Genomic DNA, 23,633 nt, shown 5'->3' with positions numbered 1-23,633 from the left:
CAATGTGTACAACATGTGGTTGTCAGGACGGTAACCTTTATATAGAGGGTGACGAACATAACCCGCATTCCGCATTTCGCGGTGCGCCGTTCGCCCCGGCCGATCGTCCGGCGCTGAAAATTACCGGCGTCAAAACCCGCGAATTTAACCCAACCGAGCTGGATAACGGTGACCTGCACTACGGTCATGGCGAAGCCGGCACCCATGCGCCAGGCATGAGCCAGAAACGCATGCTGGAAGTGGAAATCGATGTACTGGATAAAAACAACCGCATCGCCGCCCGCAACCGCGCCCGTTTCGCCGCGCAACAGCAACTGGTGCTGAACCTTGTCTCCAGTCCCGGATCCGGTAAAACCACCCTGCTGACGGAAACCCTCGAACGCCTGAAAACCCGCGTGCCGTGCGCGGTGATCGAAGGGGATCAGCAAACGGTGAACGACGCCGCGCGCATCCGCGCGACCGGCACCCCCGCCATTCAGGTGAACACCGGCAAAGGCTGCCATCTTGATGCGCAAATGATTGCCGACGCCGCGCCGCGTCTGCCGCTCGCCCGGCAGGGCATTCTGTTTATCGAAAACGTCGGCAACCTGGTGTGCCCGGCCAGTTTCGATCTGGGTGAGCGCCATAAAGTGGCGGTACTGTCGGTTACCGAAGGGGAAGACAAGCCGCTGAAATACCCGCATATGTTTGCTGCCGCATCGCTGATGCTGCTGAACAAAGTCGACCTGTTGCCGTACCTCAATTTTGATGTCGACAAATGCATCGCTTACGCCCGCGAAGTCAATCCGGATATTGAAATCATCCTTATTTCCGCCACGCACGGCGAAGGCATGGATCGCTGGATCGACTGGCTGGAGACGCAACGATGTGCATAGGCGTGCCGGGGCAAATTACGGCCATTAACGGCCTGCAAGCTAAAGTGGACGTCTGCGGCATTCAGCGCGATGTGGATCTTACGCTTGTGGGCAGCGAGGATGAAAACGGGCAGCCGCGACTCGGGCAGTGGGTGCTGGTGCATGTGGGTTTCGCCATGAGCATGATTAACGAAGAAGAAGCCCGGGATACGCTGGCGGCGCTGCAAAATATGTTCGAGGTTGAACCGGATGTCGGCGCCCTGCTGTTTGGTGAGGAGAAGTAATGCGATTTGTCGATGAATACCGCGCCCCGGAGCAGGTGATGCAGCTTATCGCCCATCTGCGCGAACGGGCGGCGCATCTCTCTTATACGGCGGCGCGCCCGCTGCGCATTATGGAAGTGTGCGGCGGCCATACCCACGCGATTTTCAAGTTTGGCCTCGACCAGTTACTGCCGGAGAATATCGAATTTATTCACGGTCCAGGCTGCCCGGTTTGCGTCCTGCCAATGGGGCGCATTGATACCTGCGTTGAGATAGCCAGCCACCCGGAAGTGATCTTCTGCACTTTTGGCGACGCTATCCGCGTGCCGGGGAAAAACGGCTCGCTGTTGCAGGCGAAAGCCCGTGGCGCAGATGTACGCATTGTCTACTCGCCGATGGATGCGCTGGCGCTGGCGCAGAACAATCCGCAGCGCAAAGTGGTGTTCTTCGGGCTGGGGTTCGAAACCACCATGCCTGCCACCGCCATTACGCTCCAGCAGGCGAAAGCCCGCAATGTGGACAATTTTTACTTCTTCTGCCAGCACATCACGCTGATCCCCACGCTACGCAGCCTGCTGGAGCAGCCGGATAACGGCATCGACGCGTTCCTTGCCCCCGGCCACGTCAGCATGGTGATCGGCACCGACGCCTATACGTTTATTGCCGATGACTTCCAGCGCCCGTTAGTGGTGGCAGGGTTTGAACCGCTTGACCTGCTGCAAGGCGTGATCATGCTGGTTGAACAGAAAATCGCCGCCGCCAGCCGGGTGGAAAACCAGTACCGCCGGGTGGTGCCGGATGCCGGGAATCACCTGGCTCAGGCCGCCATCGCGGATGTGTTTGCCGTCAATGGCAACAGCGAATGGCGCGGTCTGGGGATCATTGGCGAGTCGGGCGTGCACCTGACGGCGGAGTATCAACGTTTCGATGCCGAAGCGCATTTTCGCCCGGCAGTGCAGCAGGTGTACGACGATCCGCGCGCCCGCTGCGGCGATGTGCTGACCGGCCGATGCAAACCGCATCAGTGCCCGTTGTTTGGCAACACCTGCAACCCACAAAGCGCCTTTGGCGCGCTGATGGTCTCTTCGGAGGGCGCGTGCGCCGCCTGGTATCAATACCGTGCTCAGGAGTGTGAAGCATGAAGGAAGTTCAACTGGCCCACGGTAGCGGCGGTCAGGCGATGCAGCAGTTAATCAGCCAGCTGTTTCTGGAAGCCTTCGCCAACCCGTGGCTGGCGGAGCAGGAAGATCAGGCGCGGCTGGACCTGGCAGCGCTGGCAGCCGGCGGCGACAGACTGGCCTTCTCCACCGACAGCTATGTGATTGACCCGCTGTTTTTCCCCGGCGGCAACATTGGCAAACTGGCGGTCTGCGGCACGGCCAATGATATTGCCGTCAGCGGCGCGACACCGCGCTACCTCTCCTGCGGTTTTATTCTCGAAGAAGGCCTGCCGATGGAGACGCTGAGAAGCGTGGTTGACAGCATGGCGGCCACCGCCCGTAGCGCAGACATCGCGATTGTCACCGGCGACACCAAAGTGGTGCAGCGCGGCGCGGCAGACAAAGTGTTTATCAACACGGCGGGCATTGGCGCTATTCCCACCACGATCCGCTGGGCAGCGCAGTCACTGCAACCGGGTGACGTGTTACTGGCCAGTGGCACGCTGGGGGATCACGGTGCCACCATTCTCAACCTGCGTGAAGGGCTGGGGCTGGATGGCGAACTGATCAGCGACTGTGCGGTGCTGACCCCCTTGATTGCCACCCTGCGCGATATTCCCGGCGTTAAAGCCCTGCGCGATGCCACACGCGGCGGCGTGAACGCGGTCGCGCATGAGTTTGCCGCCTCGTGCGGTTATGGCATTGAACTGAATGAACGGGATTTACCGGTAAAACCGGCGGTGCGCGGCGTGTGCGAACTGCTGGGGCTGGATGCACTCAACTTTGCCAACGAAGGCAAACTGGTGATTGCCGTACAGCGCGAGGCCGCAGAGCAGGCGCTGGCGGCATTGCGCGCCCATCCGTTAGGGCGCGACGCGGCGATGATTGGTGAAGTGGTCGAACGCAAAGGTGTGCGACTGACGGGACTTTACGGCGTAAAACGCCTGCTGGATTTACCCCATGCCGAGCCGCTACCGCGGATCTGCTAATTTATTATTTTGATATTTTTTTACACCTGCGGGTGTGTTCCTGGATTAGCAAAATGTCGTATACACCGATGAGCGATCTCGGGCAACAAGGGTTGTTCGATATCACGCGGATTTTATTACAGCAGCCGGACCTGGCTGCGCTTAGCGAAGCACTGACCCGTCTGACGCGACAGGCGGCGCTGGCGGACAGCGCCGCCATTGTGCTGTGGCATGCCGACAGTCACCGCGCCAGCCGCTACGTGGTGAATGCCGACGACGACAGCGCCGACTATGACGACCGGGCGTTGCTGGCGGGTGGCCCGGTGCGCCATATTCTCTCGCATCCGCAGGCGCTGCGCTGCACAGCGGAGATGTTTGCCGACACCTGGCCGCAGCTCACACAAAGCGGAACCTATCCCCCTTTTGCCCACTACGCCCTGCTGCCCTTAGCCGCAGAAGGGAAAATTTTCGGCGGCTGTGAGTTTTTTCGCCGCGACGAGCAGGCCTGGAGCGAGAAAGAAGCAGAGCGCCTGCATACGCTGACGCAGATTGTCGCGGTGGTGGTGGAGCAGTTGCAGAGCCGCGACAATCCCACCCCGGATTACGAATTGCTGTGCCAGGAGCGCGACGATTTCCGCATTCTGGTGGCGATCACCAACGCGGTGCTCTCCCGGTTGCACATGGATGAGCTGGTCAGCGAAGTCGCTAAAGAGATCCACTACTACTTCGGTATCGATGCCATCAGCCTGGTGCTGCGCGGTAGCCGCAAGGGCAAACTGACCATCTACTCCACCCACTATCTGGATGAAGCAGACCCCACGCACGAAACGCAGGAAGCCGACGAAGAAGGCACGCTAACCGAACGTGTGTTTCGCAGCAAAGAGATGCTGCTGCTGAACCTGCATGAACGCGACAAACTCGCCCCCTACGAGCGGATGCTGTTTGAAACCTGGGGCAACCAAATCCAGACGCTGTGCCTGCTGCCGCTGATGTCCGGCAAGAATTTGCTGGGTGTATTAAAACTGGCGCAGTGCCAGAAAGAGGTCTTTACCCAGGCCAACCTGAAGCTGCTGCGCCAGATTGCCGAACGTATCGCTATTGCCGTCGACAACGCGCTGGCCTACCAGGAGATCCACCGGCTGAAAGAACGGCTGGTGGATGAGAACCTGGCGCTGACCGAACAGCTTAATAATGTCGACAGCGAGTTTGGCGAAATCATCGGGCGCAGCGAGGCGATGTTCAGCGTGCTCAAGCAGGTTGAGATGGTGGCGAAGAGCAACAGCACCGTGCTGATCCTCGGCGAAACCGGCACCGGCAAAGAGTTGATCGCCCGCGCGATTCATAATCTCAGCGATCGTAACAGTCGCCGGATGGTGAAAATGAACTGCGCAGCGATGCCCGCCGGGTTGCTGGAAAGCGACCTGTTTGGCCATGAGCGCGGCGCATTCACCGGCGCCAGCGCCCAGCGCATCGGTCGTTTTGAACTGGCGGACAAAAGCTCGCTGTTCCTTGACGAAGTGGGCGATATGCCGCTGGAGTTGCAACCCAAGCTGCTGCGCGTGTTGCAGGAGCAGGAGTTTGAACGGCTCGGCAGCAATAAACTGATCCGCACCGACGTGCGGTTGATCGCCGCCACTAACCGCGATCTGAAAAAAATGGTTGCCGATCGCGAGTTTCGTAGCGATCTCTATTACCGCTTGAATGTGTTTCCGATCCATCTGCCGCCGCTGCGCGAACGCCCGGAAGATATTCCCCTGCTGGTGAAGGCGTTCACCTTTAAGATCGCCCGCAAAATGGGGCGCAATATCGACAGCATTCCGGCGGAGACGTTGCGGGTACTGAGCGATATGGAGTGGCCGGGTAACGTCCGTGAGCTGGAAAACGTGATTGAGCGTGCGGTTCTGCTCACGCGCGGCAACGTGTTGCAACTGTCGCTGCCGGAAATCAGCGTACCGCAGGAGGTGTCCCGGCCTGCGGAAGTCGCGCGCGACGGAGAAGATGAGCATCAATTAATTGTCCGGGTGCTGCGCGAAACCAATGGCGTGGTCGCCGGGCCAAAAGGCGCGGCACAGCGGCTGGGGCTAAAACGCACCACGCTGCTTTCCCGTATGAAAAAGCTGGGCATTGATAAAGATGCCTTAAGCTGACATAACTGGGCTTTCCCCTTAATGTTCGAGTTCGATGGAGGCACTATGGCGGTTTCAGCACGTAATCAGTTAGTGGGCAAGGTCAGTGCGACCTCTCACGGCGCGGTCAACGATGAAGTTGAGTTAACGCTCGACGGCGGCGCGAAACTGGTGGCGATTGTCACCAGTAGCAGCAAAGCGGCGCTGGGTCTGGCGCCGGGTAAAGAGGCCATCGCGCTGATCAAAGCGCCGTGGGTGACGCTGGCAACGGAAGATTGCGGCCTGAAATTCTCTGCGCGCAACCAGTTTGCCGGTAGTGTAACGGCGGTGACCGAAGGGGCGGTAAACGCCACGGTGCATATCAACACCGATGCGGGTTTTGAGTTGGTGGCCGTGGTGACCAATGAAAGCCTGCAAGAGCTGCAACTGGCGCAGGGTAAACGCGTGATTGCGTTGATTAAGGCATCCGCGATCCTGATTGCGACGCGCGCCTGAGTGCGATAACCCTCACCCCAACCCTCTCCCTGAAAGGGAGAGGGAGCAAACCTGCACCCGCCTTATCCCCTTGCCCCTCCAGAGAGCCTGGATGAATGGAAAACCGCACCCGTCTTATCCCCTCTCCCCTCGGGGGAGAGGGCCAGGGTGAGGGGAAAATGCCAGCTCCTGCCCGACTGTTCCCCCGCCCCTCCGGGAAGAGTCCCACGGTGAGGGGAAAATGCCAGCTCCTGCCCGACTGTTCCCCCGCCCCTCCGGGAAGAGTCCCACGGTGAGGGGAAAATGCCAGCTCCTGCCCGACTGTTCCCTCTCCCCTCCGGGGAGAGACCCACGGTGAGGGAAAATGCCAGTTCCTGCCTGACTGTTCCCTCTCCCCTCCGGGGAGAGACCCACGGTGAGGGAAAATGCCAGTTCCTGCCTGACTGTTCCCTCTCCCCGCCGGGGAGAGGGTCAGGGTGAGGGGGAAATGCCAGCTCCTGCCTGACTGTTCCCTCTCCCCGCCGGGGAGAGGGCCAGGGTGAGGGGGAAACGTCTTCGTCAGCCTACCCTTTGCGGCGATACTTTTCGGGGAGTTCCGGCACCGGGCGTTTATCATCCATTAAATGGCGCACCGTCAACAGAGGATGACGCCACAACATACGCGGCCCTGCCCAGCGCATAATCTGCTTCATCTCTTCACGTTTAGCAGGCTGGTAACAGTGCACCGGGCACTGTTTACAGGCCGGTTTCTCTTCGCCGAACACACATTTATCCAGCCGTTTTTCCGCATATGCATACAGCTCCGCGTAGTGCGACGCACTGCTGACCGCATCCGGGCAGGCGCGCTGATAGAGCGCAATCATCTTCCGGATGGTCAGTTTCTCCCGCAGGATGCGTGGACCCGACATCATTCTGACCTCATCAATAAGCTGCATCAATAATACATCTTAAGACAGACAACATGCACCCCATTAGTGCACTTTCTGCGCAATGATGGGGGCCATGTTCGCCCAGGGCGCGCGATAGCAGGCCCCCGGCCCCGGCTGCAAGAGTGGCGCGTTTTTTGCGTAATCTACATTTCGTTTCACTCTGGAGACGTTTTCCCATTCATTTCGCAAGGTATCGCTATGGAATTGAAATGGTTCGAAGATTTTCTCAGTGTCGCCCGCAATGTCAGCTTCACCCGCGCCGCCGACGAACGGCATATCACCCAATCCGCGCTCAGTCGTCGCATCCGCCAACTGGAAGAGTGGCTTGGCGTTCCCCTGTTTGACCGCAAAACTTACCCGGTCACGTTAACGCCGGAAGGGCAAATCTTTCTCGCCACCGCCAGCGAAACGGTGTTCGCCATGACCCACTTACGTAACGATCTTCACCAACGCTTCCGTTCCCGCACCGCGGTGCTGCGTTTTGCGATGCTGAACACGCTCTCACTGACGTTTTTCCCGGACTGGATCCAGCGTCTTAACCTGCAACAGCAACTGGGTTATATCCGCATGTGCAACTCGAAGCCGAGTTTTGTCGAGCACATCGCCACCCTGCACAGCGGTGAAACCGATTTTCTGCTCACCTATGCCCACGACGCTGTGTCGCTGATCCACCAGCTTGCGCCCTATCCGATGATCCATCTTGGCCGCGAATGGGCCATACCGGTCTGTCGTCCGGACAGTGACGGTCAGCCGCTTTACCCCATCAATCCTCGCGGGCAACCGATCCCGTGGCTCAGTTACGGCAGCCATTCATTCTTTGCTCACGCGCTGGCGCAAATGCTCAGTGAACGGCCATTGCCGCTGGAAGCGGTGTATGAAAACGGCATGTCGGCCAATCTGAAGGCCATGACGCTGGCGGGTGGAGGCGTTGCCTGGCTGCCATTAAGTCTGGTGCATGAGGAGTTATCAAACGGTTCGCTGGTTCGCGCAGGCAGCAGCGACTGGGAGATCAAACTGGCAATCCGTCTCTACCGCCAACCCGTGCTGCGCAACCCGCAGGCGGAACAACTTTGGCAATTGATCCTGCACAGTGAAGCCGCGCATGCCGCCTGACAGCGGCAGACTATGCAAAAACGGAATAGCCGGTGTGAATTGCTCATTGGCACTGGCGAAACTTTTTCCCTCATTCTGGTGGTACGGCAACGTGAAAGACGTTTGCATTATTCCGAGCAACCAAACTGGGGAGCACCATGGAAAACAAAGCGTTAGTCTGGAAGTGGGTGGAAAAACATCAGCAGGATTTCTGCGATCTCAGCGATCGCGTGTGGGGTACACCGGAGATTTGCTACACCGAATATCGCTCGGTGGCTGAACATACCGCCATGCTAAAAACGCAAGGCTTCCGCGTGACCGAAAACGTGGCGGGCATTCCCACGGCGGTGATGGGCGAAGCGGGAAGCGGCGGGCCAGTCATCGCCTTCCTGGGCGAATACGACGCCCTGCCCGGCCTTAGCCAGGCTTCCGGCGTGGCGCACTACTCGCCATTGCCGGGCGATGGCCACGGTCATGGCTGCGGGCACAACCTGCTTGGCTCCGGCGCAATGCTGGCCGCCACCGCGTTGAAAGCCTGGCTGGAGGAGACCGGGACACCAGGGCGCGTGCGCTACTACGGTTGCCCGGCGGAAGAAGGCGGCGCGGCAAAATCATTTATGGCGCGCGCCGGTGCGTTCGACGGTGTGGATGTGGCGATCACCTGGCACCCCAGCGCGCATCACGAAGTTGCCAAACCCCTGTCGCTGGCTAACACGCGTATGGACTTCTTCTTCACCGGACGATCGTCCCACGCCGCTGCCTCTCCGCATCTCGGGCGCAGCGCGCTGGATGCCGCAGAGTTAATGAACGTTGGCGTGCAGTTTTTGCGCGAGCATGTGCCGCAGGACTCGCGTATTCACTATGCCATGCTCGACTCCGGCGGTATCGCGCCTAACGTGGTGCAGGCGAAAGCGGCTGTGCGCTACGCCATTCGCGCCCGAGATGTCCACGCCATGTTCGAACTGAACGAGCGCGTGAAACGCGTTGCCCAGGGCGCTGCGCTGATGACCGATACCAAAGTGGACATCAGCATTATGAGCGCCGTCTCCAACCTGCTGGGCAACCGCCCGCTGGAAGAGGCAATGCAACGCAATCTGGAAAGCCTGGGCCCGGTGCCGTTCGACGCCGCCGATCTGGCGTTTGCCGCCGAGATCCAGGGCACGCTGTCGGACGAAGAGATCGCCAGTTGCTACCGCAAAACCGGGATCAAACCCGCCAAACCCAAACCCCTCAGTGACTACATCATCCCACTGGATACCCACGGCGAAGTGATGATTGGCTCCACCGATGTGGGCGATGTCAGTTGGGTGCTGCCGACCGTACAGGCGCATATCCCCACCATGGCTATTGGTACGCCGGGCCACTCCTGGCAACTCACCGCACAAGGCAAGATGCCCGCCGCCCATAAGGGCCTCGCCCATGTGGCAAAAGTGATGGCGGCAACGGCTGTCGATGTACTGACCGATAAGGTTTTACTGGCGCAGGTGAAAAAAGCGCATTTCGAGCAGGTGAGTGAAAAACCGTACCACTGCCCGATCCCGGCGGAAGTGAAACCGCCCATCCAGCCACGCCCGGATAGCGTATAAGGAACCACGAGATGAAATACACACCGATTGCCCTTGCGCTGGCGCTAACCAGCGCCTTTAGCACCGCGCCTCAGGCCGCCACACCGCCGGACTCGCTGGTGATGGCCTGGAATATTGACGCCATCAGCACCTGGGACCCGGCGCAGATTGGCGAAGTGGTGACCAGCGAGATTTACGCCAACACCTGCGATGCGCTGGTGGAATTTGATGTGAAAGATGAGAAAAAGCTGACGCCTTCAATGGCCAAAAGCTGGGATGTCTCGGCGGATCGTAAAACTATCACCTTCCATTTGCAGGATAACCTCAAATTCCCCGACGGCACGCCCGCCAGCGCAGGCGACCTCGCGTGGTCCATGCAGCGGGTCGTGAAACTGGGCTACGGCAATGCCGCGCAGATCACCGAGTACGGCTTTAACAAAGAGAATGTCGACAGCCGCATTACCGCGCCGGATGACAAAACGCTGGTGGTGACGCTGGATAAACCCTACCCCACCAACCTGATCTTACAGGCCATTGCCGCCGACAAGGTCTCGTCGCTGATCAACCGCAAAGTCGTGGAAAAAGAAGCGGTAGAGGGCGATTTCGGCCACAAATACCTCACCACCCACACCGCCTGCGTCGGCCCGTATCAACTGGTGCGCTGGAATGCCGGCGAAGGGGTCATGTTACAGGCCACTGAGCACTACTGGGGCAAAGCGCCGGTACTGAAACGCGTGCTGATCCGCCACGTCGCAGAAACCGGTACCCAGCGTTTACTGTTGACGCAGGGCGATGTGGATATTGCCCGCGACCTGTCGGCGGACGACCTGAAAACCCTCGACGAAGGCGGCAAAGTCAAAGTCGATAAGGTGCTGAAACCGCAGCTCTTTTTCTGGACCTTCAATAACGAAGATCCGATTTTCAAAAATGAAAAAGTCCGTCTCGCCATGCGCTACCTGATCGATTACGACGGGCTGGCGAAAAGCGTCATGCCTTACCTCGGCGTGCCGCGCGCCAGCTTTGTACAAATTGGCGCATTCGGCGCGCTGGACGAAAAAGCGGGCCAACCGTTCACCCTGGATCTGGCGAAAGCCAAACAGTTGCTGACGGAAGCGGGCTACCCGGACGGGTTTAGCGCCTCGGTGATTTTCGGCACCCTGCCCCACTCCGCGCCGATTGCCCAGAGCATTCAACAAAATGCGGCGAAAGTTGGCGTCAAGCTCACGCTGGAGCGGATGGCTAACGCTCAGTTGTTCAGCCGGGCGCGCGGACGCGAGTTCCAGAGCGCCATGATGGCGTGGCAGACCTCCGTACCGGATGCGTACGGCAATGCCTCACGACTGGTGTTCAACCCGGATAACCGCAAAGACGCACGCGCCACGCAATATCCCAGCTGGCGTGCGGCCTACTACGACGCGCAGATGAACCAGCAGGTGGAAGCCGCTCTGCTGGAGCCGGATGATGCCAAACGTAGCGAGATGTACGCCACGCTGCAAAAAGACGTCATGGAGAAAGGGCCGATGGCCATCATGTTCCAGATGTACAACAGCGCGGGCATCAGCCCGGGCGTGAAGAACTGGACCTGGAATGGCTTCCGCGTCTGGTATGGCGACGCAAGTAAGTAACGGAGGTTGCTGATGTCACAGGTGATTGCACCCACCACAACCGATACCGCACCCTCCGCGCTGTGGCGTCTGTTAAGACGCATCAGCCGGGGCGCGATTTCCATCTGCTGCACGCTGCTTGGGCTGGCGGCGCTGACCTTCTTTATCGGTCGGCTGCTGCCCATTGACCCGGTAGTGGCGGTGATTGGCGATAACGCCAGCCATGAAGCCTACGAGAAGATGTATGAACAACTCGGGCTGAATCAGCCGCTGTGGAAACAGTTTGTCGATTATGTCTGGCAACTGCTGCACCTGGACTTCGGCACCGCGTTGACCACCAGCCAGCCGGTGGCACAGGACATTGCCCGCGTCTTTCCCGCCACGCTGGAGCTGGCGACCGTGGCGGCGATCATTGGCGTCGGCCTCGGCATTCCCGCCGGGGTTTACGCCGCCATGTACCGGAATTCATGGTTTGACCATCTGATCCGTTTCGTCGGTCTGCTGAGTTATTCCACGCCGCATTTCTGGCTCGGGTTGATGGGGTTGCTGCTGTTTTACGCCACACTGGGCTGGATCGGCGGGCCGGGGCGCATCGACTTTATCTACGAATTCGAGTTACGCCCGGTAACCGGCTTCTGGCTGCTGGACAGCGCGCTGAGCGGTAACTGGGCGGTGTTCAAAAATGTCTTCAGCCATATCATCCTGCCCGCTTCCATCCTCGGTCTGAGCGCGCTGGCCTACATCAGCCGCATGACCCGCAGTTTTATGATTGAGCAACTGTCGCAGGAGTACATCATCACCGCCCGCGTCAAAGGCTTGTCCTGGGCGCGCTGCGTCTGGGTGCATGCGTTTCGCAATATTGCCGTGCCGGTGCTGACGGTCGTGGCGCTCTCCTGGGCGTGGCTGCTGGAAGGCGCAGTACTGACGGAAACGGTATTCGCCTGGCCCGGTTTTGGCCGCTACTTAACCAACGCCCTGCTGGCGGGCGATATGAACGCCGTGGTCGGCTGTACGCTGCTGACCGGCGGCATTTTCGTGGCGCTGAATCTGCTGTGCGACCTGCTCTACCGCATCTTCGATCCCCGCACGCGACAGGAGGAGCAATGACCGATTCCATTAAATCCCTGCGTATTAGGCCGCGCCAGGGGTTGCGCGCCTGGCTCAGCGACCCGGCGCCGCAAACGCCACTGCAAGCCAGAGTACAACTGGGCTGGATCCAGTGGCGGCGGTTTTGCGCCAATCATTCGGCGCTGTTTGGTCTGCTGGTGCTGCTGATCATTGTCGCTGCGGCGATCTTCTCCCCGTGGCTGGCGAATCATGACATTTATGCGCAAAACCTGGCGTTGCGCCTGCAACCGCCGAACGCAGAACACTGGCTCGGCACGGATGAACTCGGGCGCGATATCTTCAGCCGCCTGCTGTACGGCGCACGTATTACGCTCTACATCGCCGGGCTGACAGCGTTAATTATCACCCCACTGGGCCTGCTGATTGGCGCAACGGCGGGCTACCTCGGCGGCCGCGTGGATACGCTACTGATGCGTCTGGTGGATATCTTTCTCGCCTTTCCGAGCCTGATCCTTGCGCTGGCGTTTGTCGCGGCGCTCGGGCCGGGCATTGAGAACGCCATCATCGCCATTTCGCTCTCCGCCTGGCCGCCGATTGCCCGTCTGGCGCGCGCCGAAACGCTGGCGATCCGCAAAATGGATTATATCGCCGCCGTGCGCTTACAGGGGGCATCCGCCTGGCACATCATCCTGCGCCACGTGATGCCAATGTGTCTGCCGTCGGTGGTGGTGCGTGTGACGCTGAATATGGCGGCGATTATTCTCACCGCCGCCGGACTGGGCTTTCTCGGTCTTGGCGCGCAGGCCCCCAGCCCGGAATGGGGCGCGATGCTGGCTTCCGGGCGCGAGTTCATGCTGAACAATGGCTGGATTGCCGCCATCCCCGGTTTAGCGATTTTGTTTACCAGTCTGGCCTTTAACCTGCTCGGTGATGGCCTGCGCGATGTGATGGATCTCCGCCATGAATAATCCACTGTTAGACGTTGAAAACCTCCGCATCCTGTTTAAGGGCGCGCATGAGGATAACCTCGCAGTACGCGATGTGAGCTTCCAGGTTGGCCGGGAAAAAGTGGCGATTGTCGGCGAATCGGGTTCCGGTAAATCGCAGACCTGCCGCGCGCTCCTGAAACTGACGCCGAAAACCGGCAGCGTGCACGCCAGCAAAATGCGCTTTGGCGATATCGATTTGCTCCAGGCCAGCGAGCGACAGATGCGCACCATTCGCGGCAACCGTATCTCCATGATCCTGCAAGACCCGCGTTTTTCACTGAACCCGCTGATGCGCATTGGCGATCAGGTGGCGGAGGCCTGGCGGCTGCATCGCCGGGTCAGCAAAGAGGAAGCCCGCGCCCGCGCGCTGGAGATGCTGGAGTCGGTGCATATTCGTGATGTGGAGAACGTCGCTCGCTTGTTTCCGCACGAAATCTCCGGCGGTATGGGGCAGCGGGTGATGATCGCCATGATGCTGATCCCCGAACCAGACCTGATCATCGCCGACGAACCCACCTCCGCGCTGGATGTCACCGTGCGTCGTCAGGTACTGGCGATCCTCGACGAACAGTTGCAACGCCGCCAAACCGGTCTGCTATTTATCACGCACGATCTCAATCTGGTCTCGCGCTTTTGCGATCGGGTGCTGGTGATGTACGCCGGACGCATTGTGGAAGAGATCCGCGCCAACCAGCTCGATCAGGCGCGACATCCCTATACGCAGGCGCTGCTCGCCAGCCAACCGCGCCTGCGCGATCCGGTAGAAACGCTGTGCGTGCCCACGCGCGATCCGGCCTGGCTAAATGGCCCCTGTTACCGTGATGGAGTTGCCCTATGAACCCGATCCCCACCGCTGAACGCGCCATCGAAATGGTCTCTCTTGGCATCGCCTTTGGTCACGGCAGCCAGCGCCGCCAGGTGGTCAACGATGTTAACCTGACGCTGGCGCGCGGAGAGAGTTATGGCCTGATTGGCGAGTCCGGCTGCGGTAAGTCCACCGTGCTGCGCGCACTCGCCGGGCTGAACAATGACTATCGCGGGCATATTTTGTTTAACAACCGCGAACAGCAGCCGCACCGCGATAAACCCTTCTACCGCCAGGTGCAGATGGTGTTTCAGGATCCTTACGCTTCGCTGCACCCGCGGAAAATGGTGTGGGCCAGCCTGCGTGAACCCCTGAAGCTGCACAACATGGATCGGCATGAAGCGCGGATCAGCGACATCCTGCATGCGGTCGGCCTGTCCGACGCCTTCCGCTATCGTTATCCGCACCAACTCTCTGGCGGTCAGCGCCAGCGCGTGGCCATTGCCAGGGCGCTGATCCTCGAACCGACCGTTCTGTTGCTGGATGAGCCCACCTCCGCGCTGGATGTGTCGGTACAGGCGGAAATCCTCAATTTACTGAGCCAGATGCGTCAACAGCGCAATCTGACCTATTTGCTGGTGACCCACGATCTGGCGGTGGTCGCTCACCTGTGCCAGCGGGTGGGGATTATGCATCGCGGGACACTGCTCGAAGAACTCAGCGCTGAACGCCTGCGTCGCGGCGAAGCCCGTGAAGACTATACGCGGCAATTTCTTGCCGCCAGCGAGGCATAAATGTTTGCACAACTGGAAAGCCAACTGGCGCAGCAGCAGAGCGCCGTGCTGCTGGTGTCGCGCGGCAATGAGGTTATCTTCCGCTACGGTGACGAAACAACGCGCTATCCCTGCCATTCGATGCGCAAAAGTTTTCTCAGCGCGCTGATCGGCTGCGCCGAAGCCGAGGGGCGTTTTGATCTCTCGCTGACGCTGGATGCGCTGGGTATTGACGATCGCGAAGGGTTAAGCGACGTGGAAAAAGGAGCGACGCTGTACGATCTGCTGACGGCCCGTTCCGGCATTTACCATCCGGCCAATTACGAAACCCCGTGGATGCGCCGTATTAAACCACCGCGCCACCGCTATGCACCGGGCGAGAACTGGTGTTACAGCAACTGGGATTTTAATGCGCTCGGTACGGCATGGCGGCAACTGACCGGCGAGGCGATCAATCAGGCATTCGCCAGCCGCATCGCTCAACCCATCGGTATGCAGGATTACCGCCCCCAGGAGGATAGCTGGTTGGAGCCTGGCGACAGTTCCGTACACCCGGCGTACCCCTTTATGCTCTCCAGCCGCGACCTGTTGCGCTTTGGACAGCTCTTTTTACAGGAGGGGCGCTGGCAAGGCCAGTCGGTGATCCCGGCGCACTGGGTGCGGCTTAGCACCGCACCGCTCTCTCATGCTGGCACGCGCGGCGCTTACGGTTTTATGTGGTGGGTGACCCGTGACGGCGTTGGCTGGCCGCAGGCAATCTTACCGCCGGGCAGTTTCTCCGCCCAGGGCGCAGGAGGACATTACTGCCTGGTTGCCCCTTCTCACCAACTGGTGGTGGTGCATCGCGTGGACACTACACAGGTGGGCCACGAAGTGAACCGTTATCAAACCGGGAAACTGCTGCACACCCTTTTCAGCGCACTACAGAGGCAGGAACGGCAATATGACGACCTTAATTGAAACACTGGCGAACTGGTGCGCCGCGCCAGGCCCCTTCAGCGAACGGGCACGGCAGCTTGCCGGCGAGGCGATCACCGACACCCTTGCCTGCCTGGTGGCCGGGCGGCAGGATTTCTCTACCCGCGCGGTCGGTGACGCATGGCGGGATATCCCCGCAAATCCGGCCCTGAGCGCGCTGATTAACGCCACCGCCGCGCATGCCATCGATTATGACGACAATTTCGCGCCGGGAATGAGCCACGCGTCAGCCGTATTATTACCCGCATTGCTGCCCATCGCGCTGGCGCAGGGCAGCAGCGGCAGCGCCCTGATTGAGGCCTATCTGGTCGGGTTGCAGGCACAGGCGTTTATTGGCGAGGCCATCGGGTATGGTCATTACACAGCGGGCTGGCATGGCACGTCCACGGTGGGTTGCGTGGGGAGTGCAGCAGGTGTGGCAGCCTTAATGGGGCAGGATGCCGGGGCGATTGCCCGGACGTTAAGCATTGCGGTAAGCATGGCAAGCGGCGTTAAAGGGCAGTTTGGCACTCCCTTAAAGCCCTTTCATGCGGGAATGGCGGCGCGCAATGCGGTCGATGCGGCAACCCTCGCCCGTACCGGTATGCAGGGGCGGCTGGACATTATCGAATGCCCGCAGGGCTTTGCTGAACTCTATGCCGGAACCTTGCGTACGCCGGACTGGCTTAACGATCGCCAGCATGTCATTGAACGCATTGGCGTGATGCCCAAAAAACACCCCTGTTGCGGATCGACACACCGAATTCTCGATGCCATCGCCGATTTACAGGCGCAGCGGGCCTTCAGCGCCGATGAGGTTGAGCAGGTGCACTGTCTGGTGGGGATCTCCAACTGGCGTAACCTCGCGTACCCGCAACCGACTGACGAGATGCAGGCGCGTTTTTCCATGCAGTATTGTGTGGCGGTGATGCTGGAAAAAGGGGCGCTCAGCGTGGCGGATTTCACGCCGCACGCGGTGGCGGCGCAGGCCGATGCGCAGAAACTCGCACGGATCGCCATGGAAGCCTGGACGCCGGAGCAGGAAGCCGAAGATCCGGCCCTGCCGCATGTGTTAACCCTGACACTGAAGGATGGCCGTACGCTCAGGCATGCGCGCTTGCGGGCGAAAGGTGCGCTGGAAGAGCCGTTCAGCGACAGCGAGCGTCAGGCGAAATTCCTCGACTGTTGCGCCCGGTTGCCGAATGCGCAGAAGCTTTACGATCGCTTGCGCACGCTGAACAGCGCCAGGGATATCGACTTTATTCGTCAGATGGTGGTGCAGCCCAGCGCCCGTGAGGCTGCATTCTTGGCCCTCTGACGTGGCGACGGTTAATAGACATCCCGCAGATAGCGTTTTTCCTGCGCCAGCGTCGCGATCCAGGCGCTGGCGTCATCCATGTTCATCCCGCCATGGATCTGCGCCACCTGTCTGAGCGCGGCATCCACATCTTTCGCCATGTGGTTTGCATCGCCGCAGACATAGAAATACGCCCCTTCAGACAGCCAGTGCCACAGGGTTTCGCCCTGCTCCAGCATGCGATGCTGCACATACACTTTCTGCGCCTGATCGCGGGAAAAGGCGGTGGTAAAACGGTGCAATACCCCCTCTCGCTGCCAGGCTTCCAGCTCATCACGGTAGTAAAAATCCGTCGCCGCATGCTGTTCACCAAAGAACAACCAGTTGCGCCCCGTGGCGGCGGTGGCCTGCCGCTCCTGTAAGAAACCGCGAAACGGTGCAATACCGGTGCCTGCTCCAACCATAATGATCGCCGCGTTGGGGTCGGCAGGCAGGCGAAAATGCGGTGACGAATGAATGAAGATCTCTGCACTCGTGGCACGATCCGCAAGGAACGTAGAGCAGACCCCGCCGCGCTGTTTCCCCTCACCATAACGTACCGTGGAAACGGTCAGTTGCACCTGCTGCGGCGAGACGGTCGGGCTGGAAGAGATAGAGTAAAAACGGGGCTGCAAGCGCCGCAACACCGACAACCACTCTGTAGCCGTCGCGCGAACAGGGAACATCCGCAGCAGGTCGATAATCTGCCGCCCCCATAACCACTGCGCTAAGTCCTCTTTACCTTCGCTGCTGAGCAGCCCGTTAAGCGTGGCGTTCGCTGCCCGTTTGCCGACAAACGCCAGCACCTCCGGTGTGATCCGCGTGATATCAACATGGCGGGTCAGCGCCTCAGACAGCGGCATTTCCCCCTGTTCCGCCACCTGCACTGGCGTATGCCCTGCCAGTCCCAGCGCATCAATGATGTGCGCCACGCTCTGCGCGCTGTTGCTCGGCCAGACGCCTAACGCATCTCCGGCCTGGTAGTGCATGCCGCTGCCCTGCAAATCAAAGGCAAACTGGCGGATCTCTTTTTCCGCCCCGGCGCCGCTCAGACGCTGGTTGATCACCAGCGGTGCCGATAATGGCACATGGCGGCTAAAACCGGGCGGGAGGTCATTGCAAGGGGCGCTGAGCACAACAGTGGACGCATCGCACAGTAATTGCAGCAGGGTGTTGAGCCACTGGTGCGCAGCCGCGCTGCCCGCTTCACAGTCCACGCGCGCGGTGAGCCGCTGCGCGCCTAATGCCGCCAGGCGTGCGTCGAGCTGGCGGCCAAAACCGCAAAACCGATCGTAGCTGGCATCTCCGAACGCCAGCACCGAGAACGTCGTGACAGAGAGTTGCGGCGCAGCCTCATCCTGCAACGCCGCCCACAGCGCTGCGCCGTTATCCGGCGGGTCGCCATCGCCGAAGGTGCTGGCAATCAACAACACCTGCGGTGCAGCGGCGAGATCCGCAACAGCAACGTGGTTCATCGCGCAGAGTCTGACCGTCATCCCGCTGCGCCGGAATCGGTCAGCGCAGGTATGCGCAAAAGATTCGGCATTGCCGGTGGTGGATGCCCACAGCATCAGCACATCCGCCGTGCCCTCTTCGTCTGTGGCGGGTGTGTTGTCGGCAGGTTTGATCACCGGCTGCTGGCTGCTGCGCACCAGCGAAATGGCGCAAAACTTCAGCTCGGGTTGTCGCGACAACGGATCGACCGCATCGCTGGTCACCGCGTTGATCGCCAGTTTGTCACCGAACAGATCGTTCCAGTGGAACGGGGCAAAACAGTGACCGGCAAGCACGCGATCGGTCACTACCGCAGGCAAGGTGGCAGAGCCGCGCCGGGAGCGCACATCCACATGATCCCCTGAGTGGATCCCCAGCCTGTCGGCATCTTGCAGGTGGATTTCGATAAACGGCCCCGGATTGAGCTTATTCAGCAGCGGGATTTTGCCGGTCTTGGTCAGCGTGTGCCACTGGTGCTGGACGCGCCCGGTATTCAGCACCAGCGGGAAATCCGCGTCCGGCATTTCTGCTGGCGGCAGATCCGGGCGGGCAAAAAAGTGTGCTTTACCGCTGGCAGTGGCAAAGCGCAGCGTTGACTGCCGGTAACGAATGGGATGGCGGGTATCGTTGTCCTCCGGTGGACAAGGCCATTGCAGCGGTGTTTCACGCAGCCGCTGATAGCTGGCGCCACGCAGGTCGTAGCCGGTATCCGGGTTCCACGCCTGGCGGAGTTCATCAAACACATCGCTGGCGCGGGCATAGGTAAAACCGTCGGCATACCCCATTTCGCACGCCACCTGCGCAATGATTTGCCAGTCGGCAAGCGCCTCACCCGGCGGGGTCACCGCCTGTTGCATCAGCGTCATGGTGCGTTCGGAGTTAACCATCACCCCTTCGGCTTCCGCCCACAGCGCGCCGGGCAGCAGGATATCGGCGTAACGGTTGGTTTCGGTATCAAGAAAGGCATCCTGGGCGATCACCAGTTCCGCCCGCTGTAGCCCGGCAATCACCTTTTGCCGGTTCGGCACACTGGCGACCGGGTTGGTGCAGATGATCCAGCAGGCTTTGATACGTCCGGCGCACATCTCATCAAACAGCGCCACCGTGCCGTCGCCGCAATCCGCACGCAGCGTGCCCGGCGGGCGCTGCCATAGCTGTTCAACAAAGGCGCGATCTTTTTCCACCAGCACCGAGCGCTGCCCCGGCAACCCCGCCCCCATATACCCCATCTCGCGGCCGCCCATGGCGTTCGGTTGCCCGGTGAGGGAAAAAGGGCCGCTGCCAGGGCGGCAAATCGCCCCGGTCGCCAGGTGCAGATTGCAAATGGCGTTGGTGCTCCAGGTACCGTGCGTGCTCTGGTTCAGCCCCATCGTCCAGCAGCTCATCCACTCGCCCGCCTGGCCAATCCACTCCGCCGCCTGGCGAATATCGGCTTCCGCCAGTCCGGTGCGCTCCGCCACCCACTGCGGCGGGTAATCCTGCAGGAAGTCCGGCATCGCCTGCCAACCATCGGTAAAACGCTCGATAAACGCCTGATCGGTGTGACCGTTTTGTACCAGCAGCGCCAGCAGCCCGTTAAGGAGTGCCAGGTCCGTACCGGGGTTGATTTGCAAAAACAGCGAGGCTTTCTCCGCCGTTGCGGTGCGCCGGGGATCGACGACAATCAGTTTAGCCCCGGCGTTTACCCGCTCCATCATGCGCAAAAAGAGGATCGGGTGGCAGTCGGCCATGTTGGCGCCGATCACCAAAAACAGATCCGCGCGATCGAAATCATCATAGGAACCTGGCGGTCCATCCGCCCCCAGCGACAGTTTGTACCCCGTGGCGGCGCTGGCCATGCACAACCGGGAGTTGGACTCGATATTGTTGGTGCCGATAAACCCTTTCGCCAGTTTGTTCGCCAGATATTGCGCTTCAAGGGACATCTGCCCGGAGACATATAACGCCACCGCATCCGGGCCGTGATGATCCACAATATCCCGCAGCCGCCGGGCCGTTTCGCGGATGGCGTCGCGCGCCTGAACCTGAACCGGCTGCTGCTGGCGGTCGGAACGCAACCACGCCTGCGCCAGTCTGCCCGGCGCAGTCAGGGCGACCGCGCAGCTCTGGCCTTTGGTGCACAGCCGACCTGCGTTTGTCGGGTGCGTTTTATCCCCCGTGACGCTGATAATGCGCTGGTTTTCCACGTTCATGACCAGCCCGCACCCTACCCCACAATAGGGGCATACGCTTTTTATCTGCTCCATTTTCGCCCCCTGATGCGGTTTATGACGCTTCGGCAATCGCCGGGAAGAGCGCCTGATCGACAGGCATGCGGTGCACCCAGATTTGCCCGTGCTCCACTTTTACCGGCCACACGCGCACCCGCAGGGCGGCATCATCCGGGCTGACGCCATCGGATAAGCGAAAACGTTTTTTGTAGAGCGGCGAAATCACCACCGGTTCACCCGCAACGTCGCCCACCAGCCCGCGCGACAGCACATTGGCGTTGCTACCGGGTTCATGGTTCTCCAAGGCGAAGATGTGCGGCTCGCTGCCCGGCAAATGAAACAGCGCGATTTGCTGCTGACCAAGGCGCGCCGCCACGCCTGCGTTGGCCGGAACGTCAGCCACAGCGCCAACGTGGAGCCACTCATCCTCAGCCGGCTTCGCTGGGCGCTGCGCCGGTTTTTCTTCCGCCGTGGCAGGACGGATTTGCCCGCGTTCCGGCACCATGACCACCGCTTCGTCAGGGCGATCGCTATTGATAAATCCGCGGAACAGCAGGCGGTTTTGCGGGTTATCCAGCGTGGTTTTCCATTCGCACTGGTAGCTGTCTACTACCTGCTGCATCTCGCTTTCCAGCTCTGCGCCAATGCCGAGGCTGTCCTGCAAAATCACCTGTTTGAGGTAATCAAGACCGCCTTCCATATTGTCCAGCCAGGTGCTGGTGCGCTGGAGCCGATCGCCGGTGCGGATGTAGAACATCAGCAGACGATCGATGATGCTCATCAGTGTTTCACTGTCGAGATCGCTGGCGAACAGATCGGCGTGGCGCGGTTTCATGCCGCCGTTGCCGCACACATACAGGTTCCAGCCTTTGTCAGTGGCGATCACGCCAATGTCTTTGCCCTGCGCCTCGGCGCACTCGCGGGTACAGCCGGAGACCGCCATTTTGATTTTGTGCGGCGCGCGCAGGCCCTTGTAGCGGTTTTCCAGCGCAATCGCCATGCCGGTTGAGTCCTGCACGCCGTAGCGGCACCAGGTGGAACCGACACAGGATTTCACCGTGCGCAGAGACTTACCGTAGGCGTGCCCGGTTTCAAACCCGGCGGCAATCAGTTCTTCCCAGATGGCGGGTAACTGTTCGAGGCGCGCGCCAAACAGATCCACCCGCTGCCCGCCGGTGATTTTGGTGTAGAGGTTGTAGCGCTGCGCCACCTGACCAATGGCAATCAGCCCCTGTGGGGTGATCTCCCCGGCCGGAATACGCGGCACCACGGAGTAGGTGCCATCTTTCTGGATATTGGCAAAAAAGCGGTCATTGGTGTCCTGCAGTGGCAGATGCTGCGGCGTTAACAGGTACTCATTCCAGCAGGACGCCAGCATCGACCCCACCAGCGGCTTACACACTTCACAGCCACTACCGCGCCCGAAGCGCGCAATCAGCGCATCAAAGCTGCGAATGTCATGCAGACGGATCAGGTGGTATAACTCCTGGCGCGACCAGGCAAAATGCTCGCAAACGTCTTTTTTCACCTCGACGCCCAGTTGCGTCAGTTCATGCTCCATCACCTGTTTCAGCAACGGAACGCACCCCCCGCAGCCGGTACCGGCTTTCGTGCAGCTCTTGATCGCCCCCAGTTCGCTACAGCCCCCGGCAACGGCGGCGGCAATGTCTCCTTTACTGACGTTATGACAAGAGCAGATTTGCGCGCTGGCCGACAGCGCCGCCACGCCGAGTCCTTTTGGCGCATCGCCGGAACGAGCCGGCAGAATGAGCGTCTCCGGCTGAGCGGGTAGCGGCATGGCGTTAAGCATCATTTGCAGCAACATGCTGTAATCGGCGCTGTCGCCAATCAACACCGCGCCGAGCAGCCGTTTGCCATCAGCGGAAACAACGATTTTTTTGTAGATTTCGTTCGGGCCGTCGGTCCACTGATAGCTCTGAGCGCCCTCAGTTTTGCCGTGCGCATCCCCCAGCGACGCCACCTCCACGCCGAGCAGTTTCAGTTTGGTGCTCATGTCCGCACCGGTAAACGGTGTTTCCTGCTGCGCCAGCCGATCCGCCACGCTGCGCGCCATCTGGTAGCCCGGCGCGACCAGACCAAAGATCTGCCCGTTCCATAGTGCGCACTCGCCAATGGCGTAAATCGCTTCGTCGGAAGTCTGGCAATGGTCGTTAATGACAATGCCGCCGCGCGGCCCTTTTTGCAGTTGCGCGCTCTCCGCCAGTTCATCTCGCGGGCGGATCCCGGCGGAAAACAGCAGCAGATCCGTTTCCAGTACGCTGCCGTCAGCAAAGCAGAGGCGGTGTCGCGCCTGTTCGCCGTCGACGATCTCCCGCGTCTCTTTGCGGGTATGCACCTTCACGCCCAGCGCTTCAATTTTGCGTTGCAGCATTGCCGCGCCGCACTCATCCAGTTGCACCGCCATCAGGCGTGGCGCGAACTCAACGACGTGGGTTTCCAGCCCCAACTGACGCAGCGCGTTAGCCGCTTCCAGCCCCAACAACCCACCGCCGATGACCACACCGCTTTTGGCCTGTTGCGCGCAGGCAGCAATGGCGTCCAGATCGTCCAGCGTGCGATAGACCAGGCAGCCAGGGCGCGTATTGCCGCTGATCGGCGGCACAAACGCATACGAGCCGGTGGCGAGCACCAGTTTGTCGTAGTGGGTCTCAACGCCTTGCTCGTCGCGCACGCAGCGTTGCTGGCTGTCGATAGCGACAATTTTGCTGGCGCTGCACAAGGTTATGCCGTGGTCAGCAAAGAAACCTTCGCTCACCAGCGACAGTGACGCGGCGCTGCGCCCGGCGAAATACTCCGACAGATGCACGCGGTCATAAGCGGGTAAACGCTCTTCGCCGAACACCACAATCTCGTACTGCTGATGCAGTTCACGCGCCACCAGTTGTTCAAGGAAATAGTGCCCAACCATGCCGTGGCCGATCACCACTAATACCGGCTTTTTCATA

18 protein-coding genes are annotated in these 23,633 nt (G+C 60.3%); 15 read left to right on the top strand and 3 right to left on the bottom strand.

Annotated elements, in window-relative coordinates; translation table 11 throughout:
- Positions 1 to 2 precede the first annotated feature (2 nt).
- From hypB to ACQ3G7_RS16105, 6 genes are read left to right on the top strand one after another with little or no spacing between them, the layout of a single operon-like run.
- A complete protein-coding gene (hypB, locus tag ACQ3G7_RS16130; protein WP_430890567.1) occupies positions 3 to 875 on the top strand; it encodes a hydrogenase nickel incorporation protein HypB in 873 nt (290 codons plus the stop codon).
- Positions 866 to 1,138, top strand: coding sequence for a HypC/HybG/HupF family hydrogenase formation chaperone (locus ACQ3G7_RS16125; RefSeq protein ID WP_263099554.1), 273 nt, complete (start codon positions 866 to 868; stop codon positions 1,136 to 1,138). Before hypB ends, ACQ3G7_RS16125 begins: the two co-directional genes overlap by 10 nt.
- A complete protein-coding gene (hypD, locus tag ACQ3G7_RS16120) occupies positions 1,138 to 2,259 on the top strand; it encodes a hydrogenase formation protein HypD (RefSeq protein WP_430890566.1) in 1,122 nt (373 codons plus the stop codon). Before ACQ3G7_RS16125 ends, hypD begins: the two co-directional genes overlap by 1 nt.
- On the top strand, positions 2,256 to 3,266 hold the full coding sequence (gene hypE / locus ACQ3G7_RS16115) for a hydrogenase expression/formation protein HypE (RefSeq protein WP_430890565.1): 1,011 nt from the start codon (positions 2,256 to 2,258) through the stop codon (positions 3,264 to 3,266). The genes hypD and hypE overlap by 4 nt, the downstream gene beginning before the upstream one ends.
- Before the next feature lie 53 nt (positions 3,267 to 3,319).
- The gene (flhA, locus tag ACQ3G7_RS16110) at positions 3,320 to 5,392 is read left to right on the top strand and encodes a formate hydrogenlyase transcriptional activator FlhA (protein ID WP_430890564.1); all 2,073 of its coding nucleotides are present in this window, start codon (positions 3,320 to 3,322) and stop codon (positions 5,390 to 5,392) included.
- Positions 5,393 to 5,437: 45 nt separating this feature from the next.
- The gene (locus tag ACQ3G7_RS16105) at positions 5,438 to 5,866 is read left to right on the top strand and encodes a TOBE domain-containing protein (protein ID WP_263099550.1); all 429 of its coding nucleotides are present in this window, start codon (positions 5,438 to 5,440) and stop codon (positions 5,864 to 5,866) included.
- A gap of 542 nt (positions 5,867 to 6,408) precedes the next feature.
- On the opposite strand, the gene ACQ3G7_RS16100 is transcribed toward ACQ3G7_RS16105, so the two are convergent.
- Positions 6,409 to 6,753, bottom strand: coding sequence for a nitrous oxide-stimulated promoter family protein (locus tag ACQ3G7_RS16100; RefSeq protein WP_430890681.1), 345 nt, complete (start codon positions 6,751 to 6,753; stop codon positions 6,409 to 6,411).
- 219 nt (positions 6,754 to 6,972) lie between these two features.
- Here ACQ3G7_RS16100 and ACQ3G7_RS16095 point away from each other — a divergent pair, with 219 nt between their 5' ends.
- The 9 genes from ACQ3G7_RS16095 (at position 6,973) to ACQ3G7_RS16055 (ending at position 16,945) form a co-directional block, all read left to right on the top strand.
- Entirely contained in the window at positions 6,973 to 7,887 is a 915-nt protein-coding gene (locus tag ACQ3G7_RS16095) for a LysR family transcriptional regulator (protein WP_263099549.1), read from the top strand.
- Positions 7,888 to 8,024: 137 nt separating this feature from the next.
- On the top strand, positions 8,025 to 9,452 hold the full coding sequence (locus ACQ3G7_RS16090) for a M20 family metallopeptidase (RefSeq protein ID WP_263099548.1): 1,428 nt from the start codon (positions 8,025 to 8,027) through the stop codon (positions 9,450 to 9,452).
- Positions 9,453 to 9,463: 11 nt separating this feature from the next.
- On the top strand, positions 9,464 to 11,056 hold the full coding sequence (locus tag ACQ3G7_RS16085) for an ABC transporter substrate-binding protein (RefSeq protein WP_430890563.1): 1,593 nt from the start codon (positions 9,464 to 9,466) through the stop codon (positions 11,054 to 11,056).
- A gap of 12 nt (positions 11,057 to 11,068) precedes the next feature.
- Entirely contained in the window at positions 11,069 to 12,142 is a 1,074-nt protein-coding gene (locus tag ACQ3G7_RS16080; RefSeq protein ID WP_430890562.1) for an ABC transporter permease, read from the top strand.
- On the top strand, positions 12,139 to 13,071 hold the full coding sequence (locus ACQ3G7_RS16075) for an ABC transporter permease (RefSeq protein ID WP_430890561.1): 933 nt from the start codon (positions 12,139 to 12,141) through the stop codon (positions 13,069 to 13,071). The genes ACQ3G7_RS16080 and ACQ3G7_RS16075 overlap by 4 nt, the downstream gene beginning before the upstream one ends.
- Positions 13,064 to 13,930 (top strand): ABC transporter ATP-binding protein, encoded by an 867-nt coding sequence (locus tag ACQ3G7_RS16070; RefSeq protein WP_430890560.1) that lies wholly within the window; start codon positions 13,064 to 13,066, stop codon positions 13,928 to 13,930. The genes ACQ3G7_RS16075 and ACQ3G7_RS16070 overlap by 8 nt, the downstream gene beginning before the upstream one ends.
- Positions 13,927 to 14,691 (top strand): ABC transporter ATP-binding protein, encoded by a 765-nt coding sequence (locus ACQ3G7_RS16065; protein WP_430890559.1) that lies wholly within the window; start codon positions 13,927 to 13,929, stop codon positions 14,689 to 14,691. The genes ACQ3G7_RS16070 and ACQ3G7_RS16065 overlap by 4 nt, the downstream gene beginning before the upstream one ends.
- Positions 14,692 to 15,630 (top strand): serine hydrolase domain-containing protein, encoded by a 939-nt coding sequence (locus tag ACQ3G7_RS16060; protein WP_430890558.1) that lies wholly within the window; start codon positions 14,692 to 14,694, stop codon positions 15,628 to 15,630. It abuts the gene before it with no gap.
- The gene (locus ACQ3G7_RS16055) at positions 15,614 to 16,945 is read left to right on the top strand and encodes an MmgE/PrpD family protein (RefSeq protein WP_430890557.1); all 1,332 of its coding nucleotides are present in this window, start codon (positions 15,614 to 15,616) and stop codon (positions 16,943 to 16,945) included. Before ACQ3G7_RS16060 ends, ACQ3G7_RS16055 begins: the two co-directional genes overlap by 17 nt.
- Positions 16,946 to 16,956: 11 nt before the next feature.
- Here ACQ3G7_RS16055 and ACQ3G7_RS16050 read toward each other — a convergent pair whose 3' ends face one another.
- Positions 16,957 to 20,703: a bifunctional nitrate reductase/sulfite reductase flavoprotein subunit alpha gene (locus ACQ3G7_RS16050; protein WP_430890556.1), complete on the bottom strand. Its 3,747-nt coding sequence runs from the start codon at positions 20,701 to 20,703 to the stop codon at positions 16,957 to 16,959.
- Between the two features lie 19 nt (positions 20,704 to 20,722).
- A complete protein-coding gene (gene nirB, locus ACQ3G7_RS16045; protein WP_430890555.1) occupies positions 20,723 to 23,632 on the bottom strand; it encodes a nitrite reductase large subunit NirB in 2,910 nt (969 codons plus the stop codon).
- Position 23,633 lies beyond the last annotated feature (1 nt).

This window comes from Kosakonia sp. N21 (assembly GCF_050587465.1).
Lineage (GTDB): Bacteria > Pseudomonadota > Gammaproteobacteria > Enterobacterales > Enterobacteriaceae.
This window is presented reverse-complemented; position numbering and strand designations above follow the sequence as displayed.